This window comes from Morganella morganii H1r, from assembly GCF_000633515.1.
Classification (GTDB): Bacteria; Pseudomonadota; Gammaproteobacteria; order Enterobacterales; family Enterobacteriaceae; genus Morganella; species Morganella morganii_B.
The window spans coordinates 1-26429 of record NZ_AYMP01000020.1; the positions used below are offsets into that span (position 1 = coordinate 1).

Here is a 26429-nt window from a genome sequence, read left to right on the forward strand (position 1 = left end):
TATGCCGGGGGATATTTATTACATCACAACACTGCTGCGGGTATGTGCCTGAAGAACCCGTGAAGCGGTCTGTGTCATGGTATCGTTGATTTCATCGAGCCAGTGATGAACCTGTTTTGCGGATAACTGCAGCGACGGGCAGTCCCGGTCCTTCTGGTTGTTCTCTTCCAGCAACAGCACCAGTTCGGTATCCAGCAGGGACTGGATCATATCAATCCACAGGCCGATTTGCTGATTCAGTGGTTTTCCGGCCGGAGAGGTGATGCAATAGCGGTTGAGCCGTTCACTCCCGGTATACTGAAAATCATCCCGCAGTGCCATCCGTTCTGCCAGCGTGGCGGTTTCAGGTGCGGGCAGCGGGGTACCGAGGCAGGTAAACGCATAACTGTCTTCCCTGGTAAACAGACTGTCATTCAGCCTGATCCGCTTTTCCTCATAATGCATCAGCATTTCGCGCAGCAGGGCGCTGACCGCAAAAAAGTGATCAGTTTTATGAAACTGGCTGCCGTTAAGATAAGGGGCACTCAGTTCCCGGCGCAGGGCCTGTTCATCTTCTTCGGGAGAGGAGATAAAACGTCTGCGGGATTTCTGTGTTTTGAACCAGCGGCGCCAGCGGTGGCGCGACAGATACAGCAGCAGACTGAGCAGCAGCAGATAATAAAGTGAGTCTAAAAGTTCGTCCTGCATAAGCGCCTTCCCAAGCAAAAATCAGAGTTCACGACGGATAAACGATACTGTTTCAGGATCGGCAATCCGCTGATAGTCCTTTGTGTTCAGAATAATGGAGCATTCCAGGCTGCCGGCATTAAAGGCCAGCTCACTGAAACGCTCAAATAACATCGGGTCGGCAACAAGACGGAGATCAGGGTGGAAGCTGAACGGCGGGATAGCACCGAACACACACTGTGTCAGTTCAGCTGTCTCTGCAGGGCTGGCGAGAGAGGCGCGGGTACCGCCGGTTTTTTTTGCCAGTGCCTGTAAATCCGCCTGCTGATCAGAAGGCAGAATCGCAAGGACATACTGACGGACACCGTTTCCCTTGACGTGACAAACCAGTGCTTTGGCGCCCTGGCCGTGGTGTGTGCCGCGCACTCTGGCGACTTCTTCGGTTTTCCCGGCGGAAGCATGATGTACCACGCTGTAGCGGGCATGATGTTCATCCAGCCGGGCTGTCAGTTTCTCAAAAATCGGGTTCATATCACTCACAGTCTCTGCATTTGTTGCCAATATCCTGCCTATTATAGAAGGTTAAGGCAACAAAAACAGCGGACAAAAAAGGATTTCCCCCGCTTTCGGATTAACGGTGACGGGAACGCAGTTTTTCAATAACAGCGGCCAGATCCAGATCGGCATCCTGGAGCAGCACCAGCAGGTGATAGAGCAGATCCGCAGATTCCGAGGTCAGTTCCGCTTTATCGCGGACAGTGGCGGCCAGTGCGGTTTCCACGCCTTCTTCACCCACCTTCTGCGCGATACGTTTGGTCCCGGCGGCATAAAGTTGTGCCGTGTAAGAGCTGTCAGGATCAGCGGTTTTGCGGGATTTTATGACAGATTCCAGTTCATACAGAAATCCCTGTGCAGTTTGTGCGGGAGCAAAACAGCTGTTGGTACCCTGATGGCAGGTCGGGCCGATCGGGGTGACCAGCGCGAGCAGTGTGTCGTTGTCGCAATCTTTAAACAGGTCTTCCAGGTTAAGGAAATGCCCGGACGATTCCCCTTTGGTCCACAGCCGCTGTTTGGTGCGGGAATAAAACGTCACGCGTTTTTCGCTGATCGTTTTGTCCAGTGCCCCGCGGTTCATGTAGCCCAGCATCAGCACATCACCGGAGACGGCGTGCTGTACAATAACCGGCAGCAGACCGCCGGTTTTCTGCCAGTCCAGTTGTGCGATTTCCTGTTCCGTGAGCATCGTGTGTTACTCCTGTATTCTGACAACGATCCCGTCGCGGGCAAGTCCGCGTTTCAGGTCGCCGATATTAATAATCTGTTTGTGGAAGACGGAGGCGGCAAGCGCGCCGTCCACACCGGCCTGTAAAAAGGCATCACGGAAGTGATCCGGATGACCGGCACCGCCCGAGGCAATCAGCGGTACCTGACACACTTCACGCACTTTTTTCAGTTGCTCCAGGTCATAACCGTTGCGCACGCCGTCCTGGTTCATCATATTGAGGACGATCTCCCCGGCGCCGCGCTGCTGCACTTCCTGCACCCAGCCGAGGGTATTTCGGGAGGTGGCGATGGTGCGTTTTTCATCACCGGTAAACTGATAGACCTGATAGTTTCCGCTTTCCGCATCGTGCCAGGTATCGATTCCGACGACAATGCACTGCACGCCGAAGCGGTCAGCCAGCCGGGTGATAAGTGACGGGTCACTCAGCGCCGGGGAGTTTACGGAGATTTTATCCGCCCCGAAACTGAGGATCGCGGCAGCATCTTCGGTACTGCGGATCCCGCCTGCCACACAGAACGGAATATCAATCACTTCCGCGACTTTGGCGACCCAGCTTTTATCCACCACACGGCCGTCAGAGGAGGCGGTGATATCGTAAAATACCAGCTCATCCGCGCCTTCTTCGGCATAACGGCGGGCGAGGGGAACGATGTCGCCGATGATTTCGTGATTACGGAACTGAACCCCCTTAACCACCTGTCCGTCACGGACGTCCAGGCAGGGAATTATGCGTTTTGCCAGCATGCGATAGCCTCCGGTAATGTCATTTTGCCGTCGAGCAGCGCCCGGCCGACGATCACGCCCGCCACACCGGTGGCAGTCAGCGGGGCGATATCGCTCAGCCCGCCGATACCGCCGGATGCCTGAAAGGCAATCTCCGGGAACGCGGCACAGATTTCCTGATAGAGCGCCACATTGGAGCCCGCCAGGGTACCGTCTTTTGAGATATCGGTACATAACACGTGGCGCAGTCCGGCAGAGGCGAAATCGCGGATCACGTCTTCGATGGTCTGCTCTGACTCTTCCTGCCAGCCGCTGACCGCCACCCGTTTTTTACCGTCTGCGCCGATGCGCACATCCAGCGCCAGCACGATGCGTTCTGCTCCCCAACGGGCAAACCAGCGTTTTACGTCTTCCGGGGATGTGATCGCCGTGGAGCCGACCACCACGCGGGCGGCACCGGCATCAAGCAGGGCAGCAACATCCTCTTCAGTACGGATCCCGCCGCCGATCTGTACCGGCACACTCACACCCGCCAGCAGTGTTTTCAGCAACGGGATCTGGCGTTTCGCCGGGTCTTTGGCACCGGTTAAATCGACGAGGTGCAGCAGTTGCGCCCCTTCGCGCTCATAAGCCTGTAAACGGCTGAGCGGATCCGCGCCGTAATCGCGCTGTTTTGCATAATCGCCCTGGTGAAGGCGCACTACCTGTCCGTCAATTAAATCCAGTGCGGGAATGATCATGACGATTTCATCTCCAGAAAATTTTTAATCAGTGTGATGCCGGTTTTGCCTGAACGCTCCGGGTGGAACTGCACGCCGTAAAAATTATCGCGGCAGAGAACGCTGCTGAATGCCTCACCGTACGTGGTGGCGGCAGCCGTGGCTTCACTGACGGGGCAGGCGTAACTGTGGACAAAGTAAAAATAGCTCTGCGGCGCGATATCACGGAACAGCGGCAGATCGGCAGTAAATTCCACGGTATTCCAGCCCATGTGCGGCACCGGCAGACCGTCCGGTGTCATTTTTTGTACCGGGGTATCGATCAGGCCGAGCAGATCAATATTGCCTTCTTCGCTGGTGGTGCCGAGCAGCTGCATGCCGAGGCAAATCCCCAGCACCGGCTGGGTCAGGGAACGGATGGTACTCACCAGCCCGCGCGCGGTCAGATTTTCCATTGCTGCCCCCGCTGTTCCGACCCCCGGCAGAAAGACTTTATCTGCCTGACGGATAAGGTCAGGGTCGGCGGTGACCAGCGGCTGATATCCCAGACGCTCAACCGCGTAGCGGACGGAGGCGATATTGGCACAGCCGGTATCGGTGATCACGATGCGCATCACAGCACCCCTTTTGAACTCGGCAGAACATTACCTTCCACGCGGATGGCCTGGCGCAGTGTCCGTCCGAACACTTTAAACAGGCTTTCGGCTCTGTGGTGATCGTTCTTCCCTTTGGTTTTCAGGTGTAACGTGCAGCCCATGGTGTAAGAGAGTGAGCGGAAGAAGTGCTCAATCATCTCAGTGCTCAGGTCACCGACACGCTGATATTTAAAATCGGCTTTGTATTCCAGGTGCGGACGACCGGAGATATCCAGGGCGCAGCGGGCAAGACATTCATCCATCGGCAGGGTAAAACCGAAACGGGTGATGCCGCGCTTATCACCGAGTGCCAGTTTCAGGGCTTCGCCCAGTGCCAGCCCGGTATCTTCCACGGAGTGGTGATCATCAATCACCAGGTCGCCGCTGACCTGAATATTGAGGCGGAAACCGCCATGGGTGGCAATCTGATCCAGCATGTGGTCGAAAAAGCCGACCCCGGTGCGGATGGTGCTGCCGCCTTCGCGGTCGAGCCATACTTCGGTGATAATATCGGTCTCTTTGGTTTTGCGCTCCACGCGGCTGTAGCGGTCACGGCGGGTCAGCTGCTCTGCGATACTGTTCCAGTCAGTGCCCGGCTGACCGTAACGCAGCCCGGTAATCCCCATGTTTTCCGCGAGCTGAATATCGGTTTCGCGATCGCCGATCACATAGCTGTTTTGCGTGTCGATCACGCCCGGCAGCAGGTATTTTTCCACCAGCGTGATTTTCGGTTTGCGGCAGTTGCAGTTATCCGCCGGTTTGTGCGGACAAATCAGCACCTCATCAAAGGTAATGCCCTGAGAGGTGAAAATCTGCATCATCAGCTGGTGCGGTGCCTCGAAATCCGCCTGCGGGAAGCTGTCAGTACCCAGTCCGTCCTGGTTGGTGACCATCACAAAGCGGTATCCGGCTTCTTTCAGCTTCAGCAGCGCGGGGATCACATCCGGCTCAAAAGCCAGTTTGTCTAATCTGTCCACCTGAAAGTCCACCGGGGGTTCGGTGATCAGGGTGCCGTCGCGGTCAATAAATAAAACGTTCTGTGTCATGGTATCCGTTGTCCTCAGATTATGGCATTTCAGGCGCAGCGATAGCGGCGATCACCCGCAGGCATTCTGCCCGGGTGCCGACAGTAATGCGCAGACAGTTTTCCAGCCCGCGTTGTTTGCGCTGGTCACGCAAAATAATTCCCTCATCCCACAGACTGCGAAAAACCCGTTCCGCATCACGGAAACGCACCAGAATGTAGTTGGTTTTGCTCGGGAAAACGGTTTCCGTCAGCGGCAGTTTTTGCAGTTCATCACACAGCATCTGCCGGTTGCGGCAGATTTCGCTGACGCGCGCCTGCATGACGGCAATGCCTTCCGGCAGCAGGGCTTCGGCAGCAATGGCAGCCACCGGGGATGACAGCGGATACGGTGCGATCACTTTCATCAGCACATTAATAATGTCCGCAGAGGCCAGAGTGAAGCCGCAGCGCAGTCCGGCGAGGGCAAACGCTTTGGAGAGCGTGCGCAGGATCACCAGGTTCGGGTATTCTTTCAGCCACGATGCCACGCTGAACTCCGGGCAGAACTCGATATACGCCTCATCGACCACAATCAGCGCCCGGTTATCCACGATATCAAACAGATAACGAAGATCCTGTTCGCGGATCGGGTTACCGGTCGGGTTGTTCGGGTGGCAAACATAAATCACTTTCACGCCGCTGAGACTGGCGGCAATGCTGTCCAGATCCAGCTGCCAGCCATCCAGTGACGGCACCACTTTCTGCGCGATACCAAAGGTTTCCGCGCTGACACTGTACATGCCGTAGGTCGGCGGGCAGAACAGCACCGCATCTTTGCCCGGCTCGCAGAAAGCGCGGATCAGTAATTCAATGCTTTCATCTGCGCCGCGTCCCGCGATAACCTGCTCCGGACTGACACCGGCGTAAGCCGCATAGCGGTTGATCACGTCCGCCGGCTGGCATTCCGGATAGCGGTTCAGGTTGCGATCCGTAAAGGTGAAATCCGGTGCCTGCGGGTATTCGTTGGCGTTCAGCCAGACATCCCCGTTACCGCCGAGGCGGCGTGCCGACTGATACGGTGTCAGTAATTGCACATTTTCGCGGGCCAGTGCCATCGCGCTGAATGGTTTGTTCATCCGTTGTTCTCCTCCGCTTTCAGGGCATTCATCCGCAGTGTCACGGCATTTTTGTGCGCGGTGAGCAGTTCCGCCGCCGCCAGGGTTTCAATCGCGTCTGCCAGACCGGATAACCCGGCCGGGGTCAGCTTCTGCACGGTCATCCGTTTCATAAAATCCGCCAGTCCGAGGCTGGAATAGGTCGAGGTATAACCGTAAGTCGGCAGGACGTGGTTGGTACCGGAGGCATAATCACCCGCCGATTCCGGCGACCAGTCACCGAGGAACACGGAACCGGCGCTGTTAATGGCAGGCAGCAGGGCATCCGGGTCGCGGGTCTGGATAATTAAGTGCTCCGGGCCGTACTGGTTGCTGATTGCCACACAGGTGTCCAGGTCGCGGGCAATAATAATGCGGCTGGCGGACAGGGCCTGACGGGCAATCTCTTTGCGTGATAATAATTCCAGCTGTGAATTGGTTTCCGCCACCACACGCTGTGCCATCCCTTCATCCGGGGTGACCAGCACCACCTGAGAATCCGGGCCGTGTTCGGCCTGGGAGAGCAGGTCGGCAGCGACAAAGGCCGGGTTGGCACCGCTGTCGGCGATCACCAGCACTTCGGAAGGTCCGGCAGGCATATCAATGGCAGCGCCGCCGATAGTCTGGCTGACCTGACGTTTTGCTTCGGTCACATAGGCATTACCCGGCCCGAAAATTTTGTCGGTGGCGGGAATGGTTTCTGTACCGAATGCCATCGCGGCAATTGCCTGGGCACCGCCGACCTGATAAATGGTTTCTACACCGCAAAGTTGTGCGGCATATAAAATTTCATCCGCCACCGGCGGCGGTGAGCAGAGGATGATCCGGCGGCAACCGGCGATTTTTGCCGGAACAGCCAGCATCAGGACAGTGGAAATCAGCGGCGCGCTGCCGCCCGGGATATACAGCCCGACACTGTCCACCGGACGGGTCACCAGCTGGCAGCTGACGCCGGGCTGGGTTTCCACATCAATCACATCGGGGATCTGCGCTTCGTGAAAGCGGGTGATATTGGCTTTCGCGGTTGCCATGGCGGACTTCAGCGAATCCGGCAGACGGTCAGCGGCGGCGGCAATCTCCGCCGCACTGATTTGCAGTTCTGTCACCTGTGTTTTGTCAAAGCGGGCACTCAGCGCGCGCAGGGCGTCATCACCGTTTTCACGTACGTCACAGATGATGTCACTGACCACGCGGCTGATATCACCGGATGCTGCCATCGCCGGGCGCATCAGGGCGTCCGTCTGCTGCTGTGTATCAAGGTTTTCCCAGCGGATTAAAGTATTAAAAGTCATTGCGGTCATTGTCATCACTCCATCATTTTTTCAATCGGCAGAACCAGAATGGAGCTGCAACCCAGGGCTTTCAGTTTTTCCATGGTTTCCCAGAACAGGGTTTCGCTGCTGACCATGTGCATTGCCACCAGATCCGGCTCACCGGCCAGCGGCAGCAGGGTCGGACGCTCTGCGCCCGGGAGCAGGGCGATCACGTCGTCCAGACGTTCTGACGGGGCGTGCATCATGATGTATTTGGATTCACGCGCCTGGATCACGCCCTGGATACGGGTCATCATTCTGTCGATAAGCTGTTGTTTGGCAGGCGGCATGTCACCGTCGCGCTGAATAAGGCAGGCTTTGGAGCGGTAAATCACTTCCACTTCGCGCAGACCGTTGGCTTCCAGCGTGGCACCGGTGGAGACCAGGTCACAGATAGCATCAGCCAGCCCGGCGCGCGGTGCCACTTCCACCGAGCCGTTAAGCAGACAGGATTTAAAGCGGATACCTTTCTGATCGAGATAACGTTTGAGCAGGAACGGGTAGGAGGTCGCGATACGGCTGTCCTGAAGACATTCCGCGCCGTTGTAGCTGAAATCCACCGGGGCGGCGAGCGAGAGGCGGCAGGTGCCGAAATCCAGGCGGCGCAGCGTAAAGTAGCGCGGGTTTTGTCCCTGTGCCTGACGGCTTAATAACTCTTCTTCCAGGACGTTTTCGCCGATGATACCGAGGTCAACCACGCCGTCCATCACCAGGCCGGGAATATCGTCATCACGGACCCGCAGGATATCAATCGGCATATTCTCCGCGTAAGCAATCAGGCGCTGCTGTTGTAAGTTGATTTTTATGCCGCAGCGCGCGAGCAACTCGCGGGAATCTTCACTTAAGCGACCTGACTTCTGAATGGCTATCCGTAAGCGCGTTTTATCTAACATTTTGATTATCCTTTAATTTTGTAATTCTTTAGGTACAAAAAAACCCCCGGAAAAAAGATTCTTCCGGGGGTTCTCTTTTAGCACGCATGCCACCGGAAGCTCTGAACGTCTTCCGGCACCAATCGCCTGAAAGACTAGTCAGGGTGATGGTGGTGGTGATGGCTGAACTGGATGCGTGTCATGATAATCTCTCGTCGTTTATCTGCTTGTTGCTATCACGGATAATGTTGTCATGATGGTGATAACGATGTTTATAAATTGCTTGTCTTTCAACCTATAGAACTCATCCGGACTTTGCAACTCTTTTTTGCAAAGAAAACATAAATTAAGATAATTATATGAAATAAAAGAAAAAATAAGCCACAGAGAGGTCATGCACGATGAAAACAGTTTCTATCGCGGGGCTGGGCTGGCTGGGAATGCCGCTGGCACTGCATCTTGCGGATATCGGTATCCGTGTCAAAGGCACCAAAACCACGCCGGACGGCACAGAGGCGGCAAGGATGTGCGGTATTGAGTGTTATATGCTGAATCTGACGCCGGAACCGGAATGTAATGCGGATGATCTGGATGAATTTTTGCAGACAGATATTCTGGTGATCACCCTGCCGGCATCAAGAACGGCGGGCGGCGGTTATTTGTATGTGAAGGCGGTGCAGAATCTGGTGGATCTGGCAGCGGCACGCGGTGTGTCACGGGTGATTTTTACCGGTTCAACAGCCGTTTACGGTAATCAGACCGGTAAGCTGACAGAAAACTCGCCGGTCGATCCGGTGACGGAATCGGGCAAAGCAATCGCGGAGATTGAGCACTGGCTGAATGAACTGCCGGGTGTGTCAGCGGATATTCTGCGTCTGGCCGGGCTGGTGGGGGAATCCCGTCATGCAGGGCGTTTCCTGGCGGGAAAAACGGCGGTGAAAGGGGCGAATCAGCCGGTCAATCTGGTACATCAGGATGATGTGATTGCAGCGATCCGCCTGCTGATCCAGCGTCCGCACGGCGGCCATCTGTATAACCTGTGTGCACCGCAGCATCCGTCACGGGCTGAATTTTATCCGGATATGTCCCGTCAGATTAATTTGCTGCCGCCGGTGTTCAGAGAAGAAGATATTACTGAAGGGAAAGAGATTGACGGCAGCCGCATCTGCCGGGAACTGGGCTTTGAGTATCAGTACCCTGATCCCGGCCGGATGCCGATGACGGAGTAAGTGTTAACTGACCGGCAGTGCCACGATATCGCGGTACGCCGGGCGGGTTTCAATCCGTGCAAACCAGCGCTCGATATGCGGGAAGTCCGGTCGGTCATGACACACTTCCCGCCACGGATAGAGCAGCGGTGCCAGTGCCATATCTGCGATACTGAACGTATCACCGGCGATATAATCACGCTGTGCAAGGTCGTCATTGAGCATGGCAATCAGACGGTTCAGGGATTGTTTCAGCTCCGCAACCCGCACCGGATCGCGCTGCTCTGCCGGAGTTCTGACCAGCAGTCCCATCATCGCTTTGATATACGGGAACAGACTGCCGTCTGACCAGTACATCCATTGTGCCGCCCTGGCGCGGAATTCCGCATTATGCGGCAGCAGTGTGCCGTCATCATACTTATCCGCCAGATAGCTGAGAATGGCATTGGATTCCCAGAGAATAAATTCACCGTCCTGATAGGTCGGAATGGTTTTATTCGGGTTCATGGCGAGGTATTCCGGGGTATCGAGGCCGCCGAACGGCCCGCCCGCATCTTTCTGCTGATAAGTCAGCCCCAGTTCAGTCAGACACCACAAGACTTTCTTGACGTTAGACGAGTTTTTTCTGCCCCAGACGGTTATCATAGTGACTCCTGTTGATAGATATGCGATGACGTGTGCGTATTGTCGGTTATTTTGTGTCATGAAGTGTAAATTTTTACACGAAATCCCCGTAACAGGAAGAATCGCGTTAAAGTGTCATTGGCTTACCATTCATGAAATGAATATAGTATTCATTATCACAGAGTTATCACTCTTATTTTTGTCACGTTGTACCGGGTTTAAAGAGGGAAGAGTAATGCAGACAGTAATCAGTTCACGGGTAACCGGTTTAATCGGCGGGCTTGCTTTCGGATTTTTAAGCATCGGCCACGCATTTGCGGAGGAAACACCGGTTGCACCGCAGGTGGATGCAAAAGCGTATGTGCTGATGGACTACAACAGCGGGAAAATCCTGGCATCCGCAAATGCGGATGAGCGCCTTGACCCGGCGTCACTGACAAAAATCATGAGCAGTTATGTGGTCGGACAGGCGATTAAAGCCGGAAAAGTGACACCGGATGATATCGTCACCGTCGGCATCAATGCCTGGGCAACCGGTAACCCGGTGCTGAAAGGCTCTTCCCTGATGTTCCTGAAACCGGATGACCGCGTAAAATTAATCGATCTGAACAAAGGTATGGTTATTCAGTCCGGCAATGACGCCAGTATTGCGCTGGCGGAATATGTGGCAGGCAGCCAGGAAACCTTTGTTTCGCAGATGAACAGTTACGCCAAACAGATTGGCCTGACAAATACCCATTTTAAAACGGTTCACGGGCTGGATTCCGAAGGGCAGTACAGTACCGCCAAAGACATGGCGCTGCTGACTCAGGCGCTGATCACCGATGTGCCGGATGAATATGTTATTCATAAAGAGAAAGAATTTACCTTCAATAAGATCCGTCAGCCGAACCGCAACCGCCTGCTGTGGAGCACTAATCTCAATGTGGACGGTGTGAAAACCGGGCATACCAGCGGTGCGGGGCATAATCTGGTGGCTTCCGCGACAGACGGCCCGATGCGTCTGATTTCTGTGGTGCTGGGCGTACCGAGTGACCGGGTCCGCTTTGCCGAAAGCGAAAAAATTCTCTCCTGGGGCTTCCGTTTCTTTGAAACTGTGGCACCGGTGAAAGCGGATACGCCGCTGACCACCGAGCGCGTTTGGTTCGGGGATATTTCAGAAGTGCCGCTGGGCGCGGAAAAAGACATTTATGTCACCATCCCGAAAGGCAAACTCAAAGATCTGAAAGCCACTTTTGAGCTGGACAGCACCACGCTGGAAGCGCCGCTGGCGAAAAACCAGGTGGTCGGGAAAATCAACTTTATCCTTGATGACAAAGTTGTTGAACAGCGCCCGCTGGTGGTTCAGCAGCAGGTTGAGGAAGCCGGTTTCTTCGGTCGCATCTGGGATTATATTGTCCGCTTCTTTGCCGGACTGTGGCATTCCGTCTTCGGTTAAGCCGCCTGTATTTATAAGGTTATTCCCCTTTCAGGCGGCAATTTATCATGTTGTCTGCTGAATTACCCTGTTGAAATCCGTATAAGATCCGATATTACATCCTGATATCGGATTTTTTTATAAAAAAGGACCGGTATTTTTACACACCGGCCAATAAAGGATTAAAGATATGGGGACAATTGTGTTTATCGCGCTGGTCATTGCCGCAGCCGGAATTGTGTGGATCCGGCGGGTATATCTCCGGATAAACTGCCTTCAGGCTCCGATCACCGAAGCTTATGCGGCGATTGACGGCATGCTGCATCAGCGGGCGGAGAGGATCGGTCAGCTGGTGGATATGACGGAAAAAGCAGGTATTCAGGATGCAACGCTGTTTTATTCCCGGCAGGATGCCTATCTGCGCTATACAGAGGCGGCGACACTGGATGAAAGTGTCAGTGCCGCAAATGATATCAGCAGTGTTTTTTATCATATTATGACGCTGACAGAGACATTTCCGGCACTGATTGCGGATCCGCAGTTTGTCCGCATTCAGCTGGGGATCTGTGATATTGAGGATGCCCTGAATCCGGGCATCCGCGCCTTTAATGAAGCGGTACTTCAGTACAATATTGCAGTTCAGCATTATCCGGACACCCTGGTGGCCGGGCTGTTCGGGTTCGGACCCAAAACACTTCTGCTGATGTCCTGATATGAAAAACCCCCGCAATCTGCATTGCGGGGGTTTTTTGACTGTCCGGGGACCGGGGTTAATCAGTCACACGGGATCACTTTGATTGCCAGGCCGCCCTGTGAGGTTTCGCGGTATTTGGCATTCATATCTTTACCGGTTTCATACATGGTTTCGATAACTTTATCGAGACAAACGCGCGGTTCGCTGACGCGGCGCAGCGCCATACGGGCGGCGTTGACCGACTGAACAGCGGCAATAGCGTTACGCTCGATACACGGTACCTGTACCTGCCCGGCGACCGGGTCACAGGTCAGGCCGAGGTTGTGTTCCATCGCGATCTCCGCCGCGATAAAGACCTGCATCGGGCTGCCGCCCAGCAGTTCGGTCAGACCGGCTGCCGCCATGGAACAGGCAACACCGACTTCACCCTGACAACCCACTTCCGCACCGGAAATAGAGGCGTTCATTTTGTACAGTGAACCGATCACGCTGGAGACCAGGAAATAGCGGGTATAGGCGTTTTCATTCACCGGACGGATGAATTTATCGTAATACGACAGCACTGCCGGGATGATCCCGCAGGCACCGTTGGTTGGTGCGGTAACAACACGGCCGCCGGCGGCGTTTTCTTCGTTAACGGCGAGGGCAAACATGTTGATCCAGTCAACAACCTGCATCGGGTCAGTGGAGGTGTTATCACTGGTGACCAGCTGACGGCGCAGTGCAGCGGCACGGCGTGGCACACGCAGCGGCCCCGGCAGCAGACCTTCGGTGTTTACACCGCGCTCAATACCGGCTTTCATCACGTCCCATACTGCCGCCAGGTGAGCAGAAAGCTCTTCTTTACTGCGCAGAGCCAGTTCGTTCTGCATCACCAGAGCCGACAGAGACAGGCCGGTTTCGTTACAGTGTTTTTGCAGATCAGCGGCATACTGATACGGATAAGGCACTTTGGTTTCGCTGTCCGCAGCCTGGCCAAAATGTTCCTCATCAACGATAAAGCCGCCGCCGACGGAGTAATAGGTTTTCTTGTACAGTAATTCATCACCGGCGAATGCGCTGATAGACATGCCGTTTTCATGCAGCGGCAGGTTTTCTTTATGGAAGTTCATCCCGTTATCGCGCGGGAAATCCACTTCATGGCGTTGGTTTGCCAGCAAAAGGCGTTCACGTTCTTCAACATCCCTGATAAAGCCCGGTATCGCGTCAATATCAACAGAATCCGGCAGGTTGCCCGCAAGACCCATAATGATGGCGATATCTGTCGCGTGACCTTTCCCTGTCAGAGACAGAGAGCCGTACACATCAACCTGAATGCGGGTGGTTTTTTCCAGCAGTCCGGCCGCGATAAGGTCATCAGCGAACTGTTTACCTGCTTTCATCGGACCGACGGTGTGAGAACTCGACGGACCAATACCAATTTTGAAGATGTCAAATACACTGACCATATTGCTCGCCCCCTATGTTAAGGCGTGGATTAATAGTGTCGTGAAGATTCACGAAGCCGTTACTTTTCAGTTCCGGCTGATTATTGTTGTTGCTGTTGCCCGCCGGAGAGGGCAACAGTCATTTATTTATTAACCAAAAAACAGCTGATACAGATTGTAGAACACCGCTGAAATTGCAATGAGACCCATCACAACCACAAACAGATTACTCAGGTGACCGGCATATTTGCGCATCGCAGGCACTTTGCGGATGGCATACATCGGCATGATAAACAGCAGCATAGCGATGATCGGGCCGCCCAGGGTTTCAATCATTCCCAGAATGCTCGGGTCTAATGTGGCAACAATCCAGGTGGTTACCAGCATAAACAGTGCAGTCAGTTTATTCAGTTTAGACGGTGCAATGCTTTTGCCTTTGGCGCGTAATGCTTTGTTAACCAGACCGTTAAAGCCTTCACGGGCGCCCAGGTAGTGACCCAGGAATGATTTGGTGATAGCAATAAACGCGATGAATGGTGCGATATAGGCAATCATCGGGTTCCGGAAGTGGTTAGCCAGGTAAGACAGAATAGAGATGTTCTGATCTTTCGCTTCCTGCAGGTTCTGCGGGGAGAGGCTCAGCACGCAGCTGAACACAAAGAACATCACAGTCAGTACCATCATAATGTGGGCGTAAGCCAGAATGCGGGAGCATTTTTTCTCCGCATTTTCGCCGTACTCTTCACGCTTGGCGACAGCAAAGGCAGAGATAATCGGGGAATGGTTAAAGGAGAACACCATTACCGGAATCGCCAGCCACAGTGTTATCAGCAGACCATGACCGGTGACACTGGCCGTATTGCTGTTAAAAGTGAGGGTATCGAATACCGCTGTACTCCAGTGCGGGATCAGATACAGCGCCAGTACCATCAGAACCGCCACAAACGGGAACACCAGCACGCTCATTGCTTTGACAATCGCGGCTTCACCGAAGCGGACAATACACATAATCCCGATAATCAGTACCAGGGAGAGAATAATGCGCGGCGGAGCCGTCATATGCATCTGGTTAACGATAAAGCTTTCCACGGTGTTGGTAATCGCCACACTGTAGACCAGCAGAATCGGGTAAATCGCAAAGAAATAGAGCAGGGTGATCAGACCACCGGCTCTGGAACCGAAATGCTCTTCCACCACTTCGGTAATATCTTCGCCCGGATTTTTACCGGACAGCACGAAGCGGCACATGCCGCGGTGTGCGAAAAAGGTCATCGGAAAGGCCAGCACGGCCATGATGATAAGCGGGATCAGCCCGCCGATACCGGCGTTAATCGGCAGAAACAGCACGCCTGCGCCGATAGCGGTACCGTACAGTCCGAGCATCCAGACAGTATCGGACTTACGCCATTTGCGATAATCATTGCTGGTGTCAGTCTTGCTGACCACAACCTGCGGTTGTGTTGTATCCATAGAAGTCTCCAAAATGTACAACAATAACAACAATTAAAATTTTGCACGCTGACCTGTGCATTTATTCGTCTCTGAAATAGGGTCTATGTACGTAACCAGATAAAAAATAAGTAAAGCTAAAAAGTCACCCGTAATTGCTTACCGGTAAAAATAATAAACAGCAGCGACCTGATATCTGTAATGGATAAATAAAGGTCTCTGCAGTCATTCATATTCAAAAGTACCTGAAATTGATAACTCTCTTTCTGATGGTGAAAATATACTGTTTTTCAGTGGAAAACACCGTGATCATAGTCTCAAATGCTATAAATCACAGTAAAACAGGCTCTGTTGCAAAATTTGATAAAATTGTTAACCCGGGTTTACGGAATGGGGCATGCCGAAACAACATATGACGTTAAATGCAGTTTAATAATGTCGTTATTTTTTATTTTTTATTTAAAAAAATTAATTTATTCATATATTAATAAATGTATCAGCTGCATAATACGATCTTGTTTCAGAATATAAGCAGGCTGGTTTTTTTCCGGATAAAAACCCTTTTACAAACAGGGTTTTTATTTCCAGTCGATTGTTTTAAATGAAAAAATATCGTTTAAATTCCGACGTTGATAATGCCGTGTATGTGACGAAAATCAGACAGTATAAAATATGGCGTTATATAATGAGTATATTGTCTGTACCGGATGATTAGAATAATTATTTTAATCGCGAATTAAGTAATCTGAGTGATACTGATGACAGATAAAACAGAAATGTTAAATAAATACCAGAATAATATTCTGCGGACAAAAATAGTACTGCCGCCAGTGAAAATGTGGTCTGAAAAAGAACAGCAGTACCGGCGATAATTAAGTCCGGATAAAAAAATACCGGCGCACAGGCCGGCATCGCATCAATATCAACAGAACCCGGCAGGCTACCCGCCGGAGAGGGCAACAGTCGTGTATTTATTAACCAAAAAACAGCTGGTACAGGTTATAAAATACCGCTGAAATGGCAATGAGACCGATCACAACCACAAACAGGTTGCTCAGGTGACCGGCATATTTGCGCATCGCAGGGACTTTGCGGATAGCGTACATCGGCATGATAAACAGCAGCATAGCGATGATCGGGCCGCCCAGGGTTTCAATCATCCCCAGAATGCTCGGGTCTAAGGTGGCAACAATCCAGGAGGTGACCAGCATAAACAGCGCAGTCAGTTTATTCAGCTTAGACGGTGCAATGCTTTTGCCCCTGGTGCGCAGTGCTTTGTTAACCAGACCGTTAAAGCCTTCACGGGCACCCATGTAGTGACCCAGAAATGCGTTGGTGATAGCAATAAACGCCACTAACGGCGCGATATAGGCAATCATCGGATTATGGAAGTAGTTCGCCAGGTAAGACAGAATAGAGATGTTCTGATCTTTTGCTTCCTGCAGGTTCTGCGGGGAGAGGCTCAGCACGCAACTGAATACAAAGAACATTACGGTCAGCACCATCATGATGTGAGCGCATGCCAGAATGCGTGAGCATTTTTTCTCTGCATTGTCGCCATATTCCTGACGTTTTGCGACACTGAATGCGGAAATAATCGGTGAATGGTTGAACGAAAATACCATCACCGGAATCGCCAGCCACAGGGTCACCATCAGACCGCGTCCGGTATCTCCGGCAGAGTGACTGCTGAAAGAGAACGTATCAAATATCGCGGTATTCCAGTGCGGTATCAGATACAGCGCCAGTACCATCAGAACCGCCACAAACGGGAACACCAGCACACTCATTGCTTTGACAATCGCGGCTTCACCGAAGCGGATAATACACATAATCCCCACAATCAGTACCAGTGACAGAATAATGCGCGGCGGAGCTGTCATATGCATCTGGTTAACGATAAAGCTTTCCACGGTGTTGGTGATAGCCACACTGTAAACCAGCAGGATCGGGTAAATCGCAAAGAAATAGAGCAGGGTGATAAGGTTCCCGGCTTTGGCGCCGAAATGCTCTTCCACCACTTCGGTAATATCTTCACCCGGATTTTTACCGGACAAGATAAAGCGGCACATACCGCGATGCGCGAAAAAGGTCATCGGGAAGGCCAGCAGAGCCATGATGATCAGCGGGAGCAGCCCGCCGATACCGGCATTAATCGGCAGAAACAGGATACCGGCCCCAATGGCTGTACCGTACAGTCCGAGCATCCAGACGGTATCGGATTTACGCCATTTGCGGTAATCATTGCTGGTGTCAGTTTTGCTGACCGCAACCTGCGGGTGTGTTGTTTCCATAGATGTCTCCAAAATTTGCAACAATAACAACGAAAAAATGCACGGTGAGCTGTGCACGAAATGTGTTTCTGAGGCAGGGTCTATGTACGCAACCGGATAAAAATAAGTAAAACGGGAAAATTACCTGTAATTGCTTACTGGTAAAAATAATAAACAGCGGTGGCCTGATATCTGCGGTGGATAAATAAAAGCCTTTGCATTAATTCATATTCAAAAGAATCCGAGATTGGTGATTGTCTTTTTGTATTGAAAATATACTATTTTATAGTGAAAAGCACTGTGATCTTCATCTCATTTGCTATAAATAACATTAAAACTGGTTGTGTTGCAATATTTAATAATGTTGTTAATCCGTTTTTACGGAATGGGGAATGCCAAAACAGCATGGTTGTTCAGATGTTCTGCAATAATGTTATTTTCACCTTTTTTTATTTAAACAAATTTATTTATTCAGATGTGAATTAGTATATATATTGCACAATACCACATTGTTACAAAACAGAGATAAACCGGGTTATCACCGAAAAAAAACCATTTAAGAAATGCGGTTTTCCACATTAATTATTGTTTTTTAAAGTTAAATTATTTTTTCGTTGAGTGTTCGGTGATTGAGGGGTATGCAGGAAATCCGGCAGCATAAAACAGGCATACATATAATAGCCACATTGTGTGTTCGGAATAATTAAAATAATTTTTTTAATCGCGAATTAAGTGGTCTGAGTGATATTGATGAAGGATAAAACAGAAATGTTAAATAAATACCTAAATAATATTCTGTGAACAAAAAATAATGCTGTCAGCAGCGAAAAGTGCGATTTAAAAAATCGCCGGTAATCGCCGTCATTAAACAGAGATAAAAAAATACCGGCACACCGGCCGGTATTTCAGAATTTATTTTTTGTACAGGTTATTCCTGCACCCAGCCTTTGCGGATAGGCATGGCAAAGCAGTGCCGGTAGAGCGCCTGCAACCGGTTTTGCAGTGCCGGACCGAACAGGCTCCAGATCAGCTCTGTCAGCGCACAGGAAATCAGTACCGTGATAAAGGCACCCAGCATATCCACCGGCCAGTGAACGCCGAGAAAAACCCGCGACCAGGCAACAATCAGTGCCGGGATCATCAGCAGCAATCCTGCACGGACATTGCACCAGAACAGGCAGCCCAGCGCGAAGGTAAACACAATAATGCCGTGATTGCTCGGGAACGAGGCAGTTGGTGCGTGATCAAGGAAACTGTGGCCGAACGGTTCGGCAAACGGACGGGCATGCGGCCAGAGTGCGCCGATAACCCAGGAGGCGGCAAAACCGATCAGCAGCGCAATGGCACTTTTGCAGACAGCGCGGCGGCGCCGGGCCATATTTTCAGGCGCTCCCCGCAGCCAGAGCCCTGCGGCAACAACCGGAAACAGCAGAACCAGATATTTTGCCGCAAACGTGGCGGCAATAATCATAGTATGAGACGTTTCCGGCGTGGCATTGAGCAGAAGAAAAAGCGAATGATTCAGATTTTCCAGCACAGCAGACTCCTTAAAAACACACCCGTATATATCCGGTAATAAAATGACGGGTCAGGGTAGCCGTCTTGTGCATCAAGGTAAAGTAAAAATATCTTGGTTAATCGTGCTATTACGTAACATTGCAGAAAACTGACAAAATCTGAAATAACAACAGGCGGGATAAACAGCAGGCAATAAAAAACCCGATAGTTAAAACCAAATTGGTGACTATCGGGCTTCCTCAATCTTGGGGATATTCAAAGAAAAGCAGTGGCACTTATTCAGACTGCGCCCCGGTAAGAAAGTTCGAAAAAAGATTCAAAAAAATGAAAATAATTTTTTGATGTTGAAAATCAGCGGGATAGAGAGGAATAAATAAGCCGCTTCCCGGGCGGGAAACGGCCGGATAGCTTAGCTGAACAGGCCGAGGTTGGCTTTTGCGTAAGCTTCGAAATCAGTGCAGCCGCCGATGTGCTTTTCATCGATAAAAATCTGAGGAACTGTTTCAACCGGTTTGCCGACAGTGACAGATAAATCTTCTTTGCTGATACCTTCAGCGTGAATATCAATATAGCGATAGTCGAAGTCATCACGCTCATTTTTCAGTTTTTCTGCGAGTTCTTTCGCACGAACGCAATAAGGACAACCCGGACGACCAAAAATAACGGTATACATGAAAAGCTCCTTCATTTATCAGTAACACCGGAAGTGGTGCTTTAATGGGATAAATTATGCCTGTATCATAACGGATAGAAAAGAATGTTGTGACGATTTGTGCGGTAGTCCGCACCAATGGTTCAGTGACTATCCGCAGTGCGGACATAAAGACAGAATCACAGAGGATTATATGACCAGAAAGCAGCCGCGACAAATGCGTTCATTAGGGGATATGCCGCGCCCGGTAATTATCTGTGAGGTCATCGGTGTGATATTACTGGTGCTGGTCTATCTGATGGTGAATGATTTTATTTCGCTGCCGGGCTTTATGAGCAGCAAAAATGCCCTGATGCTGATGACGTTTGCCGGTCTGGGGTGTCTGGTACCGGCGGCAATCAATATTGTCTGGCGGGCGATCAGCGCCATGCCGTCCGCAGGGATTGACAGCAAAAGCGGGGCGGACAAAAAGACCCGGCAGAATAAAAATGAAAAAAAGCAATAAAACGTTATTCCCCTTCACGTTTTTCAGCTAAGATCCGTTATTGGTCTGCGGGTGACGGTTTTCCCCGCTGTACTTTTGTTTTTCCGGTTAAAAGGCTTCAGGTTCATGATCATTCCCGATCTCACGATATTACGCACATGGCTGGATCAGCTGAAACTCTCCTGTTTTGAGTGTGATTCCTGCCGGGCACTGCATCTGCCGCATATGCAAAATGTGGACGGTGTGTTTGATGCCAAAATTGATATCCTTGACGATATGCTGGTGTTCTCGGCGCTGGCGGAAGTCCGCCCGACCGCGATTGTCCCGCTGATTGCCAATCTGAGCCAGATCAACGCCAGTTCGCTGCTGGTCAAAACCTTTATGGATATTCAGGATTCCGCCATGCCGAAGCTGGTGGTCTGTTACTCACTGCCGCTCAGTGCCGGGCTGACATTTGAGCAGTTCTCACTCGCCCTGCAACTGATGGAAGAGCAGGTCGGCGCAGTGATTTTTGAGCTGTTCAGTAACAATATGCTGTTTGATCCGAATGATGCGGAACCGGAAGATGAAGAAAACTTCCGCGCTGATTCTGTTCCTTCTCCGGTGATCCACTGATTATCCGCACCACTTTCGATATCCGGGACACCATCATGCATTGCCCTCAGTATTCCGCCGGCCGCTGCCGCTCCTGTCAGTGGCTTGAAAAACCCTATATTCAGCAGATTGATGATAAAGAGCAGGATCTCCGCGTGCTGCTCTCGCCGTTTGCTGTACAAAACCGGCTGCCGCCGGTCCGCAGCGCGGAAACCGCGTTCAGAAATAAAGCCAAGATGGTGGTCAGCGGCAGTGTGGAGCGCCCGGTGTTCGGGATCGTGACAGATAACGAACCGGTCGATTTATCGGATTGTCCGCTCTATCCGCCGCATTTTGCGGAAGTGTTTGCTGCGCTGAAACCCTTTATCGCCCGTGCCGGACTCACGCCGTACAATGTGGAACGCCGCCGGGGTGAACTGAAATTCCTGCTGCTGACCGAAAGTCGTGCCAGCGGTAAAATGATGCTGCGCTTTGTGCTGCGATCAGAGAAAAAAGTGGCACAGTTACAGGCGGCACTGCCGTATCTGCAGGCACAACTGCCGCAGTTATCGGTGATTTCCGCTAATATCCAGCCGGTCGCGATGGCAATTCTGGAAGGCGAGCAGGAAATTATTTTTACCCCGGATGAGGTGCTGGAAGAGACTTTCAACGGCATTCCGCTCTATATCCGTCCGCACAGCTTTTTCCAGACCAATCCGGCTGTTGCCGCACAGTTGTATCATACTGCCGGACAGTGGGTGCGTGAATTGGGTATCACCCGTTTATGGGATCTGTTTTGCGGCGCGGGGGGATTCGGCCTGCATTGTGCGGATAAATCCACACAGCTGACCGGGATTGAGATCAGCCCGGAGGCGATTGCCTGTGCCACCCGCTCGGCGGAAAAAATGGGACTGGAGAATGTCACCTTTCAGGCGCTGGATTCCGCGCAGTTTGCCCTTGCCAGATCCGCCGTACCGGAGCTGGTGCTGGTGAACCCGCCGCGCCGGGGGATCGGTAAAGCGTTGTGCGATTACCTGAATACCATGGCACCGGAGACGATTATCTATTCCAGCTGCAATGCGCAAAGCCTGGCACAGGACCTGGCGCATCTCACGCAGTATCAGCCGCAGCGCGTGCAGCTGTTTGATATGTTCCCGCATACCGCACATTATGAAGTGCTGGTGCTGCTGATCCGGAAATAATAATCAGAGAATAAAAAACGGGGCTGCAACGTGAATTGCAGCCCCGTTTTTGTATGAGCAGATCAGTTACGGTGTTCGAATGCCAGTGCGCGGCGTTCAATCAGACGCATCGCCAGCGTCAGCAGGCTGTTGACAACCAGATAGATAATCCCTGCGGCAATAAAGACATTCAGATCGTAATCCTGACCAAACAGGCGGCGGCTGTAACCCATCACTTCAAGCAATGAAATCGTCGTGGCCAGCGAGGTACTTTTGAAAATCAGCACCACTTCATTGGAATAGGACGATAATGCACGTTTAAAGGCATAGGGCAGGATAATCCGCATGGTCTGCTTCTGTGACATTCCCAGCGCCTGGCAGGATTGCCACTGACCCGGCGGGATCGCTTTCACCGCACCGTAGAACAGCAGCGTTGAATAGGCAGCACTGTTGAGCGCCAGTGTCACCATGGCACAGAGCCACGGGGAGGACATCAGTTCCCACAGCAGCGGGTAGTTTTTCAGCCCTTCAAACTGCGCGGGCCCGAAATAAATCAGGAAAAACTGTACCAGCAGCGGCGTCCCGGTAAACAGAGTGATATACCCTTTGACCAGTGGTGTGAGAACCCGTGGTTTGAGAGAGAGGATCAGTGTAAACAGGACTGACAGCAGAAACGCCGTAATCAGGGCAGTAAAAGTCAGTGACAGACTGACCGGCAGGCCCGGTAATACGGCAAGAATATAATCAAATATGCTCACTGGCCGCTCCGTTCAAAACGTGTGGTACGCAATTCAATACGTTTGAGGATGTACTGACTGACCAGCGTGATGGCGAGATAGATAAGTGCCACAATGCTGTACCAGGTGAAAGGTTCTTCAGTACGGCGGGCAATGCTTTGTGTCTGCAGCATCAGTTCGTTGATACCAATCAGGTACACCAGCGCGGTATCTTTCAGCAGAACCAGCCACTGGTTACCGAGTCCCGGCAGGGCGTGACGCCACATCTGCGGCATGACAAAGCGGAGGAAAATGGTGGTACGGCTCAGACCGAGTGCCTGACCGGCCTCGCGCTGTCCGTCCGGCACCGCTTTCAGCGCACCGCGCAGCGTTTGTGATGCATAGGCGGCATAGAGCAGAGACAGGGCGGTGATCCCGCTGAAGATCGGCACATACGGGCCGTTATCGATCTCAAGCGTCAGGGTGAAGAAACCCAGATTGATACCGTCGCTCAGTCGGAAAATCACTTCCTGCGTGCCGTAATAGACAAACAGAACCACCAGCAGCTCAGGTAAACCACGGATCAGCGTAACAAGACAGGTTCCGGCAAAGGCGACAGGTTTCCAGCGTACGGTTTCCCAGAGGGTAAACAGCATCGCAAGCACCAGACCAATCAGGAGTGCAGAAACAGCAAGGCCGACGGTTACCCCGGCGGCGCTTGCTAAAGAGAGAAAATCGTTCATTAAATTTTTATGTTATTACTCAAACCATTTCTTATAGAGGGTATCGTAAGTACCGTCCGCTTTGACCTCAGTAAGCGCCTTGTTGAGTTTGTCTTTCAGCTCGCTGTTGCCCTTGCGGACCGCAATAGCCAGACCGGTGCCGAAATATTCCGGATCGGTGACACGCTCACCCACGGTTTTCAGATTGTCGTTGCTCTTCAGCCATTCATTGATAACAGCTGTGTCACCGAATACGGCATCAATACGTCCGCCTTTCAGATCCAGCACCGCGTTCTGGTAGCTTTCATAAGGGACAATTTTCATGTCCTTAAACTGCTCCATCAGGTATTTCTGATGCGTGGTGCCGTTCTGGATACCAATCTGTTTCCCTTTGAGGCTGTCAATGCTATCAAATTTGCCCGCAACTGCAACGAAAACAGCAGAGTTATCATAATAGGTATTGGTGAAATCAACCTGCTTCTGACGCTCAGGTGTGACGTCAATCCCGGCCATCAGCGCATCAAAACGCTTGTATTTCAGGCTCGGGATCAGGCTGTCAAACGCCTGGTTGGTGAAGGTACATTCCGCATCGATTTTGGCACACATCGCCTGAGCCAGATCCACATCAAACCCGACGATTTCGTTTTTCTCATTCACGGTTTCAAACGGGGCATAACTCGCTTCTGTTGCGAAACGGATTTTTTCTTTTTCTGCCGCCGCTGCGGAGAAAGCAAACGCGCCGATTAATGCGGCAATAACCAGTTTTTTCATAGCAACATCCTATTTTTAATGTTCAGTGGCAGAAAATAATCAGTGTGACAGATAACCGGCAAATGCCTCTGTCTGCGGCGTGATAAAGCATTGGGCGCTGCCCTGTTCCACGATGCGGCCATTTTCCATATACACCACTTTACTGGCGGTTTTACGGGCGATATCCACTTCGTGAGTTACGATCACCTGGGTAATCCCGGTTTGTGACAGCTCTTTAATAATATCGACGACCTGAGAGGTAATCTCCGGGTCCAGTGCCGCTGTCGGTTCATCGAATAACAGTACCTGCGGTTCCATCATCAGGGCGCGGGCAATCGCCACACGCTGCTGCTGGCCGCCGGATAAATGCAGCGGGAAACGGTTTGCAAAATCGGTCAGACGCAGACGTGTCAGCAGTTTTTCCGCTTTCGCCTGAGCGGCTTCTCTGGTCAGACCCAGCACCCGGACCGGCGCTTCTGTCAGGTTATCCATGACGGTCAGATGCGGCCACAGGTTATACTGCTGAAACACCATACCCACGTTCTGACGCAGGGAACGGATCTCTTTGGCAGACGGCGCGGTGGTAAAATCAAAATGGTGATCCGCAATGGTCAGTTCACCGGAACGCGGCATTTCAAGCAGGTTCAGTGCCCGCAGCAGAGAACTCTTACCGGCACCGCTCGGCCCGAGCAGCACCATGGTTTCGCCCGCACCACATTCCAGGTTGATATCAAACAGCGCCTGATGCTGTCCGTAAAAGCAATTGATGTTTTTTAATTGAATACTCATGCTGTAATTCTGCATACTCAGTGACGTTGAGTGAATATTAACGCCGTAAGAATAAATATGCAATTATTTATGCATAAAAAACTACTGAAAAAGCAAACTAATGATTTTTACTGCGTGATTATGTTTTATCTGATGCCGGAACGACGTATGCTGCCGCCCGTTTGACGATGGTTTTCGCCATCCCTTTAAAGATGAATAAATGAGCAGGCATCATGGCGAACCAGTAAAGCAGCCCGCTGAATCCGGCGGGATGCCACCAGGCGCGCACATCCAGCGTCCGCTGGTGGCCGTGGTCGCGGATGGTAAAGGTCAGCCGTCCCAGCCCGGGGGCTTTCATGCCGAACAGCAGGGAAAGCTGCTGACGGGGTTTCACGGTGATCACTTTCCAGCCGTCGATTTTATCCCCCGGTGCGAGGGTATCGCGATCCGGGCGGCCGTAAGTGACTTTATTACCGCACAGGTCATCCAGACGGGCGCGGACTGACCACAGAATATTGGCATAAAAATAGCCGTCTTTGCCGCCAATCTGCTGCACAACGTGCCACAGGGCATCGGCGGAGGCGGAAGTATTCAGGGTAAAACCGGCCTGTTTGGGATAAAAACCGAAGCCCGGCCGCCAGCGGGCGCGGACTTCCGGGTCATAACCCCAGTCTTCATTATCCACGGCATCCGCTTCATCTTTAAGGGTTTTGCGCACGGCATCATCAAAACTGAGCAGCGTTTGCGGGATCAGCGCCTGAAGCGGCTTTCCGTCGCCGGGCAGATCATATTTCAGACCCATAATCAGCTCTTTGGCAATACCTTCCGGCACCGTGGTGATCAGCCGCAGAAAGTGGACTGAAATCAGCCGCAGCGGGATCGGCAGCGGGAGCATCAGCCGTTTTTTGCCGCTGATGGTAATAAAATGGCGGAACATTTCCAGATAACTGAGGTAATCCGGCCCCGTGGCATCAAAACGGCGGTTTTCGGTTGCCGGGCGGGAGAGCAGGCCGGTCAGGTAATTCAGCAGGTTTTCCAGGGCAATAGGCGAGGATTTTGAGCGCGCCCAGCGCGGCGGGGTCAGGATCGGCAGGTTGTACACCATGTCGCGCATGATCTCAAATGCCGCTGAGCCGGGGCCGACAATAATGGCAGCGCGGATCTCGGTGACCGGTACGCGGCTGTCCGCGAGGATTTCGCCTGTCAGTTTGCGGGCAGCGAGATGCGGGGAATCACTGTCTTTGTGCTGCATGGCGCTCAGGTAAATCACTTCCCGCACTGCGGATTTATTCAGCATCTCCTGCACGTTTTCCGCCGCCAGGCGTTCCCGTGCCAGTAAGTCCGCCTCATCCGTCATGCTGTGGACGAGGTAATACACCACATCAATATCCTGAAACAGGGTTTCCAGGGTAGATTTATCATACAGATCCGCATAGCAGCAGCGGGTATTTTCCCAGCCCTGTGCCTGCATCCATTCCACGCGGCGGGCGGCGGCAGTGACCTGATGACCGGCAGCAATCAGCTGCGGGATAAGATTTTGTCCGACATAACCGCTGGCACCCAGCACTAAAATCCGTTGTTGTGGCATACGTTTTCACTC

The 26429-nt window shown here is 52.1% G+C and carries 28 protein-coding genes and 1 other annotated feature; of the genes, 6 read left to right on the top strand and 22 right to left on the bottom strand.

Features of this window, described 5'->3' with window-relative positions; translation table 11 throughout:
* Positions 1–18: 18 nt before the first annotated feature.
* The 11 genes from U868_RS0112600 to hisL form a co-directional block, all read right to left on the bottom strand.
* Positions 19–687, bottom strand: a complete 669-nt coding sequence (locus U868_RS0112600; RefSeq protein WP_025153606.1) for a hypothetical protein — start codon at positions 685–687, stop codon at positions 19–21.
* A 21-nt stretch (positions 688–708) separates the two neighbouring features.
* Complete coding sequence (locus U868_RS0112605; protein ID WP_029991122.1) at positions 709–1197, bottom strand: YbaK/prolyl-tRNA synthetase associated domain-containing protein; 489 nt, start codon at positions 1195–1197, stop codon at positions 709–711.
* A gap of 100 nt (positions 1198–1297) precedes the next feature.
* The gene (hisIE, locus tag U868_RS0112610; RefSeq protein ID WP_025153608.1) at positions 1298–1909 is read right to left on the bottom strand and encodes a bifunctional phosphoribosyl-AMP cyclohydrolase/phosphoribosyl-ATP diphosphatase HisIE; all 612 of its coding nucleotides are present in this window, start codon (positions 1907–1909) and stop codon (positions 1298–1300) included.
* Positions 1910–1915: 6 nt separating this feature from the next.
* Positions 1916–2695 carry an imidazole glycerol phosphate synthase subunit HisF gene (gene hisF / locus U868_RS0112615; protein WP_025153609.1) on the bottom strand — a complete coding sequence of 260 codons (780 nt, stop codon included), beginning with the start codon at positions 2693–2695 and terminating at the stop codon, positions 1916–1918.
* Entirely contained in the window at positions 2677–3414 is a 738-nt protein-coding gene (gene hisA, locus U868_RS0112620; protein ID WP_025153610.1) for a 1-(5-phosphoribosyl)-5-[(5-phosphoribosylamino)methylideneamino]imidazole-4-carboxamide isomerase, read from the bottom strand. The genes hisF and hisA overlap by 19 nt, the downstream gene beginning before the upstream one ends.
* Positions 3411–4007: an imidazole glycerol phosphate synthase subunit HisH gene (gene hisH, locus U868_RS0112625; RefSeq protein WP_025153611.1), complete on the bottom strand. Its 597-nt coding sequence runs from the start codon at positions 4005–4007 to the stop codon at positions 3411–3413. The genes hisA and hisH overlap by 4 nt, the downstream gene beginning before the upstream one ends.
* A complete protein-coding gene (gene hisB / locus U868_RS0112630; protein WP_025153612.1) occupies positions 4007–5074 on the bottom strand; it encodes a bifunctional histidinol-phosphatase/imidazoleglycerol-phosphate dehydratase HisB in 1068 nt (355 codons plus the stop codon). The genes hisH and hisB overlap by 1 nt, the downstream gene beginning before the upstream one ends.
* Positions 5075–5093: 19 nt before the next feature.
* Positions 5094–6170, bottom strand: a complete 1077-nt coding sequence (hisC, locus tag U868_RS0112635) for a histidinol-phosphate transaminase (protein WP_025153613.1) — start codon at positions 6168–6170, stop codon at positions 5094–5096.
* Positions 6167–7480: a histidinol dehydrogenase gene (gene hisD / locus U868_RS0112640; protein ID WP_025153614.1), complete on the bottom strand. Its 1314-nt coding sequence runs from the start codon at positions 7478–7480 to the stop codon at positions 6167–6169. Before hisD ends, hisC begins: the two co-directional genes overlap by 4 nt.
* 14 nt (positions 7481–7494) lie before the next feature.
* Positions 7495–8394, bottom strand: coding sequence for an ATP phosphoribosyltransferase (gene hisG / locus U868_RS0112645; RefSeq protein WP_025153615.1), 900 nt, complete (start codon positions 8392–8394; stop codon positions 7495–7497).
* Positions 8395–8428: 34 nt separating this feature from the next.
* Positions 8429–8553 (bottom strand) — a sequence feature (His leader region).
* Positions 8529–8576 carry a his operon leader peptide gene (hisL, locus tag U868_RS25325; protein ID WP_101495319.1) on the bottom strand — a complete coding sequence of 16 codons (48 nt, stop codon included), beginning with the start codon at positions 8574–8576 and terminating at the stop codon, positions 8529–8531. (Overlaps the previous feature by 25 nt.)
* 198 nt (positions 8577–8774) lie before the next feature.
* Between hisL and U868_RS0112650 the strand changes: the two genes are divergently transcribed.
* Positions 8775–9602 carry an SDR family oxidoreductase gene (locus U868_RS0112650; protein WP_025153616.1) on the top strand — a complete coding sequence of 276 codons (828 nt, stop codon included), beginning with the start codon at positions 8775–8777 and terminating at the stop codon, positions 9600–9602.
* A gap of 3 nt (positions 9603–9605) precedes the next feature.
* Here the strand turns inward: U868_RS0112650 and U868_RS0112655 are convergent, their stop codons facing one another.
* Entirely contained in the window at positions 9606–10226 is a 621-nt protein-coding gene (locus U868_RS0112655; RefSeq protein WP_025153617.1) for a glutathione S-transferase family protein, read from the bottom strand.
* A gap of 214 nt (positions 10227–10440) precedes the next feature.
* On the opposite strand from U868_RS0112655, the gene U868_RS0112660 reads away from it, so the two are divergent.
* A complete protein-coding gene (locus tag U868_RS0112660) occupies positions 10441–11643 on the top strand; it encodes a serine hydrolase (protein WP_025153618.1) in 1203 nt (400 codons plus the stop codon).
* Between the two features lie 169 nt (positions 11644–11812).
* The gene (locus U868_RS0112665) at positions 11813–12334 is read left to right on the top strand and encodes a LemA family protein (protein WP_025153619.1); all 522 of its coding nucleotides are present in this window, start codon (positions 11813–11815) and stop codon (positions 12332–12334) included.
* Between the two features lie 62 nt (positions 12335–12396).
* Here the strand turns inward: U868_RS0112665 and U868_RS0112670 are convergent, their stop codons facing one another.
* The 5 genes from U868_RS0112670 to U868_RS0112700 form a co-directional block, all read right to left on the bottom strand.
* Entirely contained in the window at positions 12397–13764 is a 1368-nt protein-coding gene (locus U868_RS0112670; protein WP_025153620.1) for an L-serine ammonia-lyase, read from the bottom strand.
* Between the two features lie 129 nt (positions 13765–13893).
* Complete coding sequence (locus U868_RS0112675; protein ID WP_025153621.1) at positions 13894–15213, bottom strand: HAAAP family serine/threonine permease; 1320 nt, start codon at positions 15211–15213, stop codon at positions 13894–13896.
* 953 nt (positions 15214–16166) lie between these two features.
* Positions 16167–17486: an HAAAP family serine/threonine permease gene (locus tag U868_RS0112685; RefSeq protein WP_025153623.1), complete on the bottom strand. Its 1320-nt coding sequence runs from the start codon at positions 17484–17486 to the stop codon at positions 16167–16169.
* A 907-nt stretch (positions 17487–18393) separates the two neighbouring features.
* The gene (gene ybjG, locus U868_RS0112695; RefSeq protein ID WP_025153624.1) at positions 18394–19002 is read right to left on the bottom strand and encodes an undecaprenyl-diphosphate phosphatase; all 609 of its coding nucleotides are present in this window, start codon (positions 19000–19002) and stop codon (positions 18394–18396) included.
* Between the two features lie 390 nt (positions 19003–19392).
* A complete protein-coding gene (locus U868_RS0112700; protein WP_004235784.1) occupies positions 19393–19656 on the bottom strand; it encodes a GrxA family glutaredoxin in 264 nt (87 codons plus the stop codon).
* A gap of 172 nt (positions 19657–19828) precedes the next feature.
* On the opposite strand from U868_RS0112700, the gene U868_RS0112705 reads away from it, so the two are divergent.
* The 3 genes from U868_RS0112705 to rlmC all read left to right on the top strand — a co-directional run bounded on the left by U868_RS0112705 (position 19829) and on the right by rlmC (position 21894).
* On the top strand, positions 19829–20140 hold the full coding sequence (locus U868_RS0112705) for a YbjC family protein (RefSeq protein ID WP_025153625.1): 312 nt from the start codon (positions 19829–19831) through the stop codon (positions 20138–20140).
* Positions 20141–20245: 105 nt separating this feature from the next.
* Positions 20246–20734 carry a YbjN domain-containing protein gene (locus tag U868_RS0112710; protein ID WP_025153626.1) on the top strand — a complete coding sequence of 163 codons (489 nt, stop codon included), beginning with the start codon at positions 20246–20248 and terminating at the stop codon, positions 20732–20734.
* A 35-nt stretch (positions 20735–20769) separates the two neighbouring features.
* Positions 20770–21894 carry a 23S rRNA (uracil(747)-C(5))-methyltransferase RlmC gene (gene rlmC, locus U868_RS0112715; RefSeq protein ID WP_025153627.1) on the top strand — a complete coding sequence of 375 codons (1125 nt, stop codon included), beginning with the start codon at positions 20770–20772 and terminating at the stop codon, positions 21892–21894.
* A gap of 62 nt (positions 21895–21956) precedes the next feature.
* On the opposite strand, the gene artM is transcribed toward rlmC, so the two are convergent.
* From artM to U868_RS0112740, 5 genes are all read right to left on the bottom strand, one after another.
* Entirely contained in the window at positions 21957–22625 is a 669-nt protein-coding gene (gene artM / locus U868_RS0112720) for an arginine ABC transporter permease ArtM (RefSeq protein ID WP_025153628.1), read from the bottom strand.
* Between the two features lie 2 nt (positions 22626–22627).
* Positions 22628–23332: an arginine ABC transporter permease ArtQ gene (gene artQ / locus U868_RS0112725; protein ID WP_025153629.1), complete on the bottom strand. Its 705-nt coding sequence runs from the start codon at positions 23330–23332 to the stop codon at positions 22628–22630.
* Positions 23333–23347: 15 nt separating this feature from the next.
* Entirely contained in the window at positions 23348–24082 is a 735-nt protein-coding gene (artJ, locus tag U868_RS0112730; protein WP_025153630.1) for an arginine ABC transporter substrate-binding protein, read from the bottom strand.
* A 39-nt stretch (positions 24083–24121) separates the two neighbouring features.
* A complete protein-coding gene (artP, locus tag U868_RS0112735; protein WP_025153631.1) occupies positions 24122–24850 on the bottom strand; it encodes an arginine ABC transporter ATP-binding protein ArtP in 729 nt (242 codons plus the stop codon).
* Between the two features lie 118 nt (positions 24851–24968).
* Positions 24969–26417, bottom strand: coding sequence for a DUF2867 domain-containing protein (locus tag U868_RS0112740; protein ID WP_025153632.1), 1449 nt, complete (start codon positions 26415–26417; stop codon positions 24969–24971).
* Between the last annotated feature and the right edge of the window lie 12 nt (positions 26418–26429).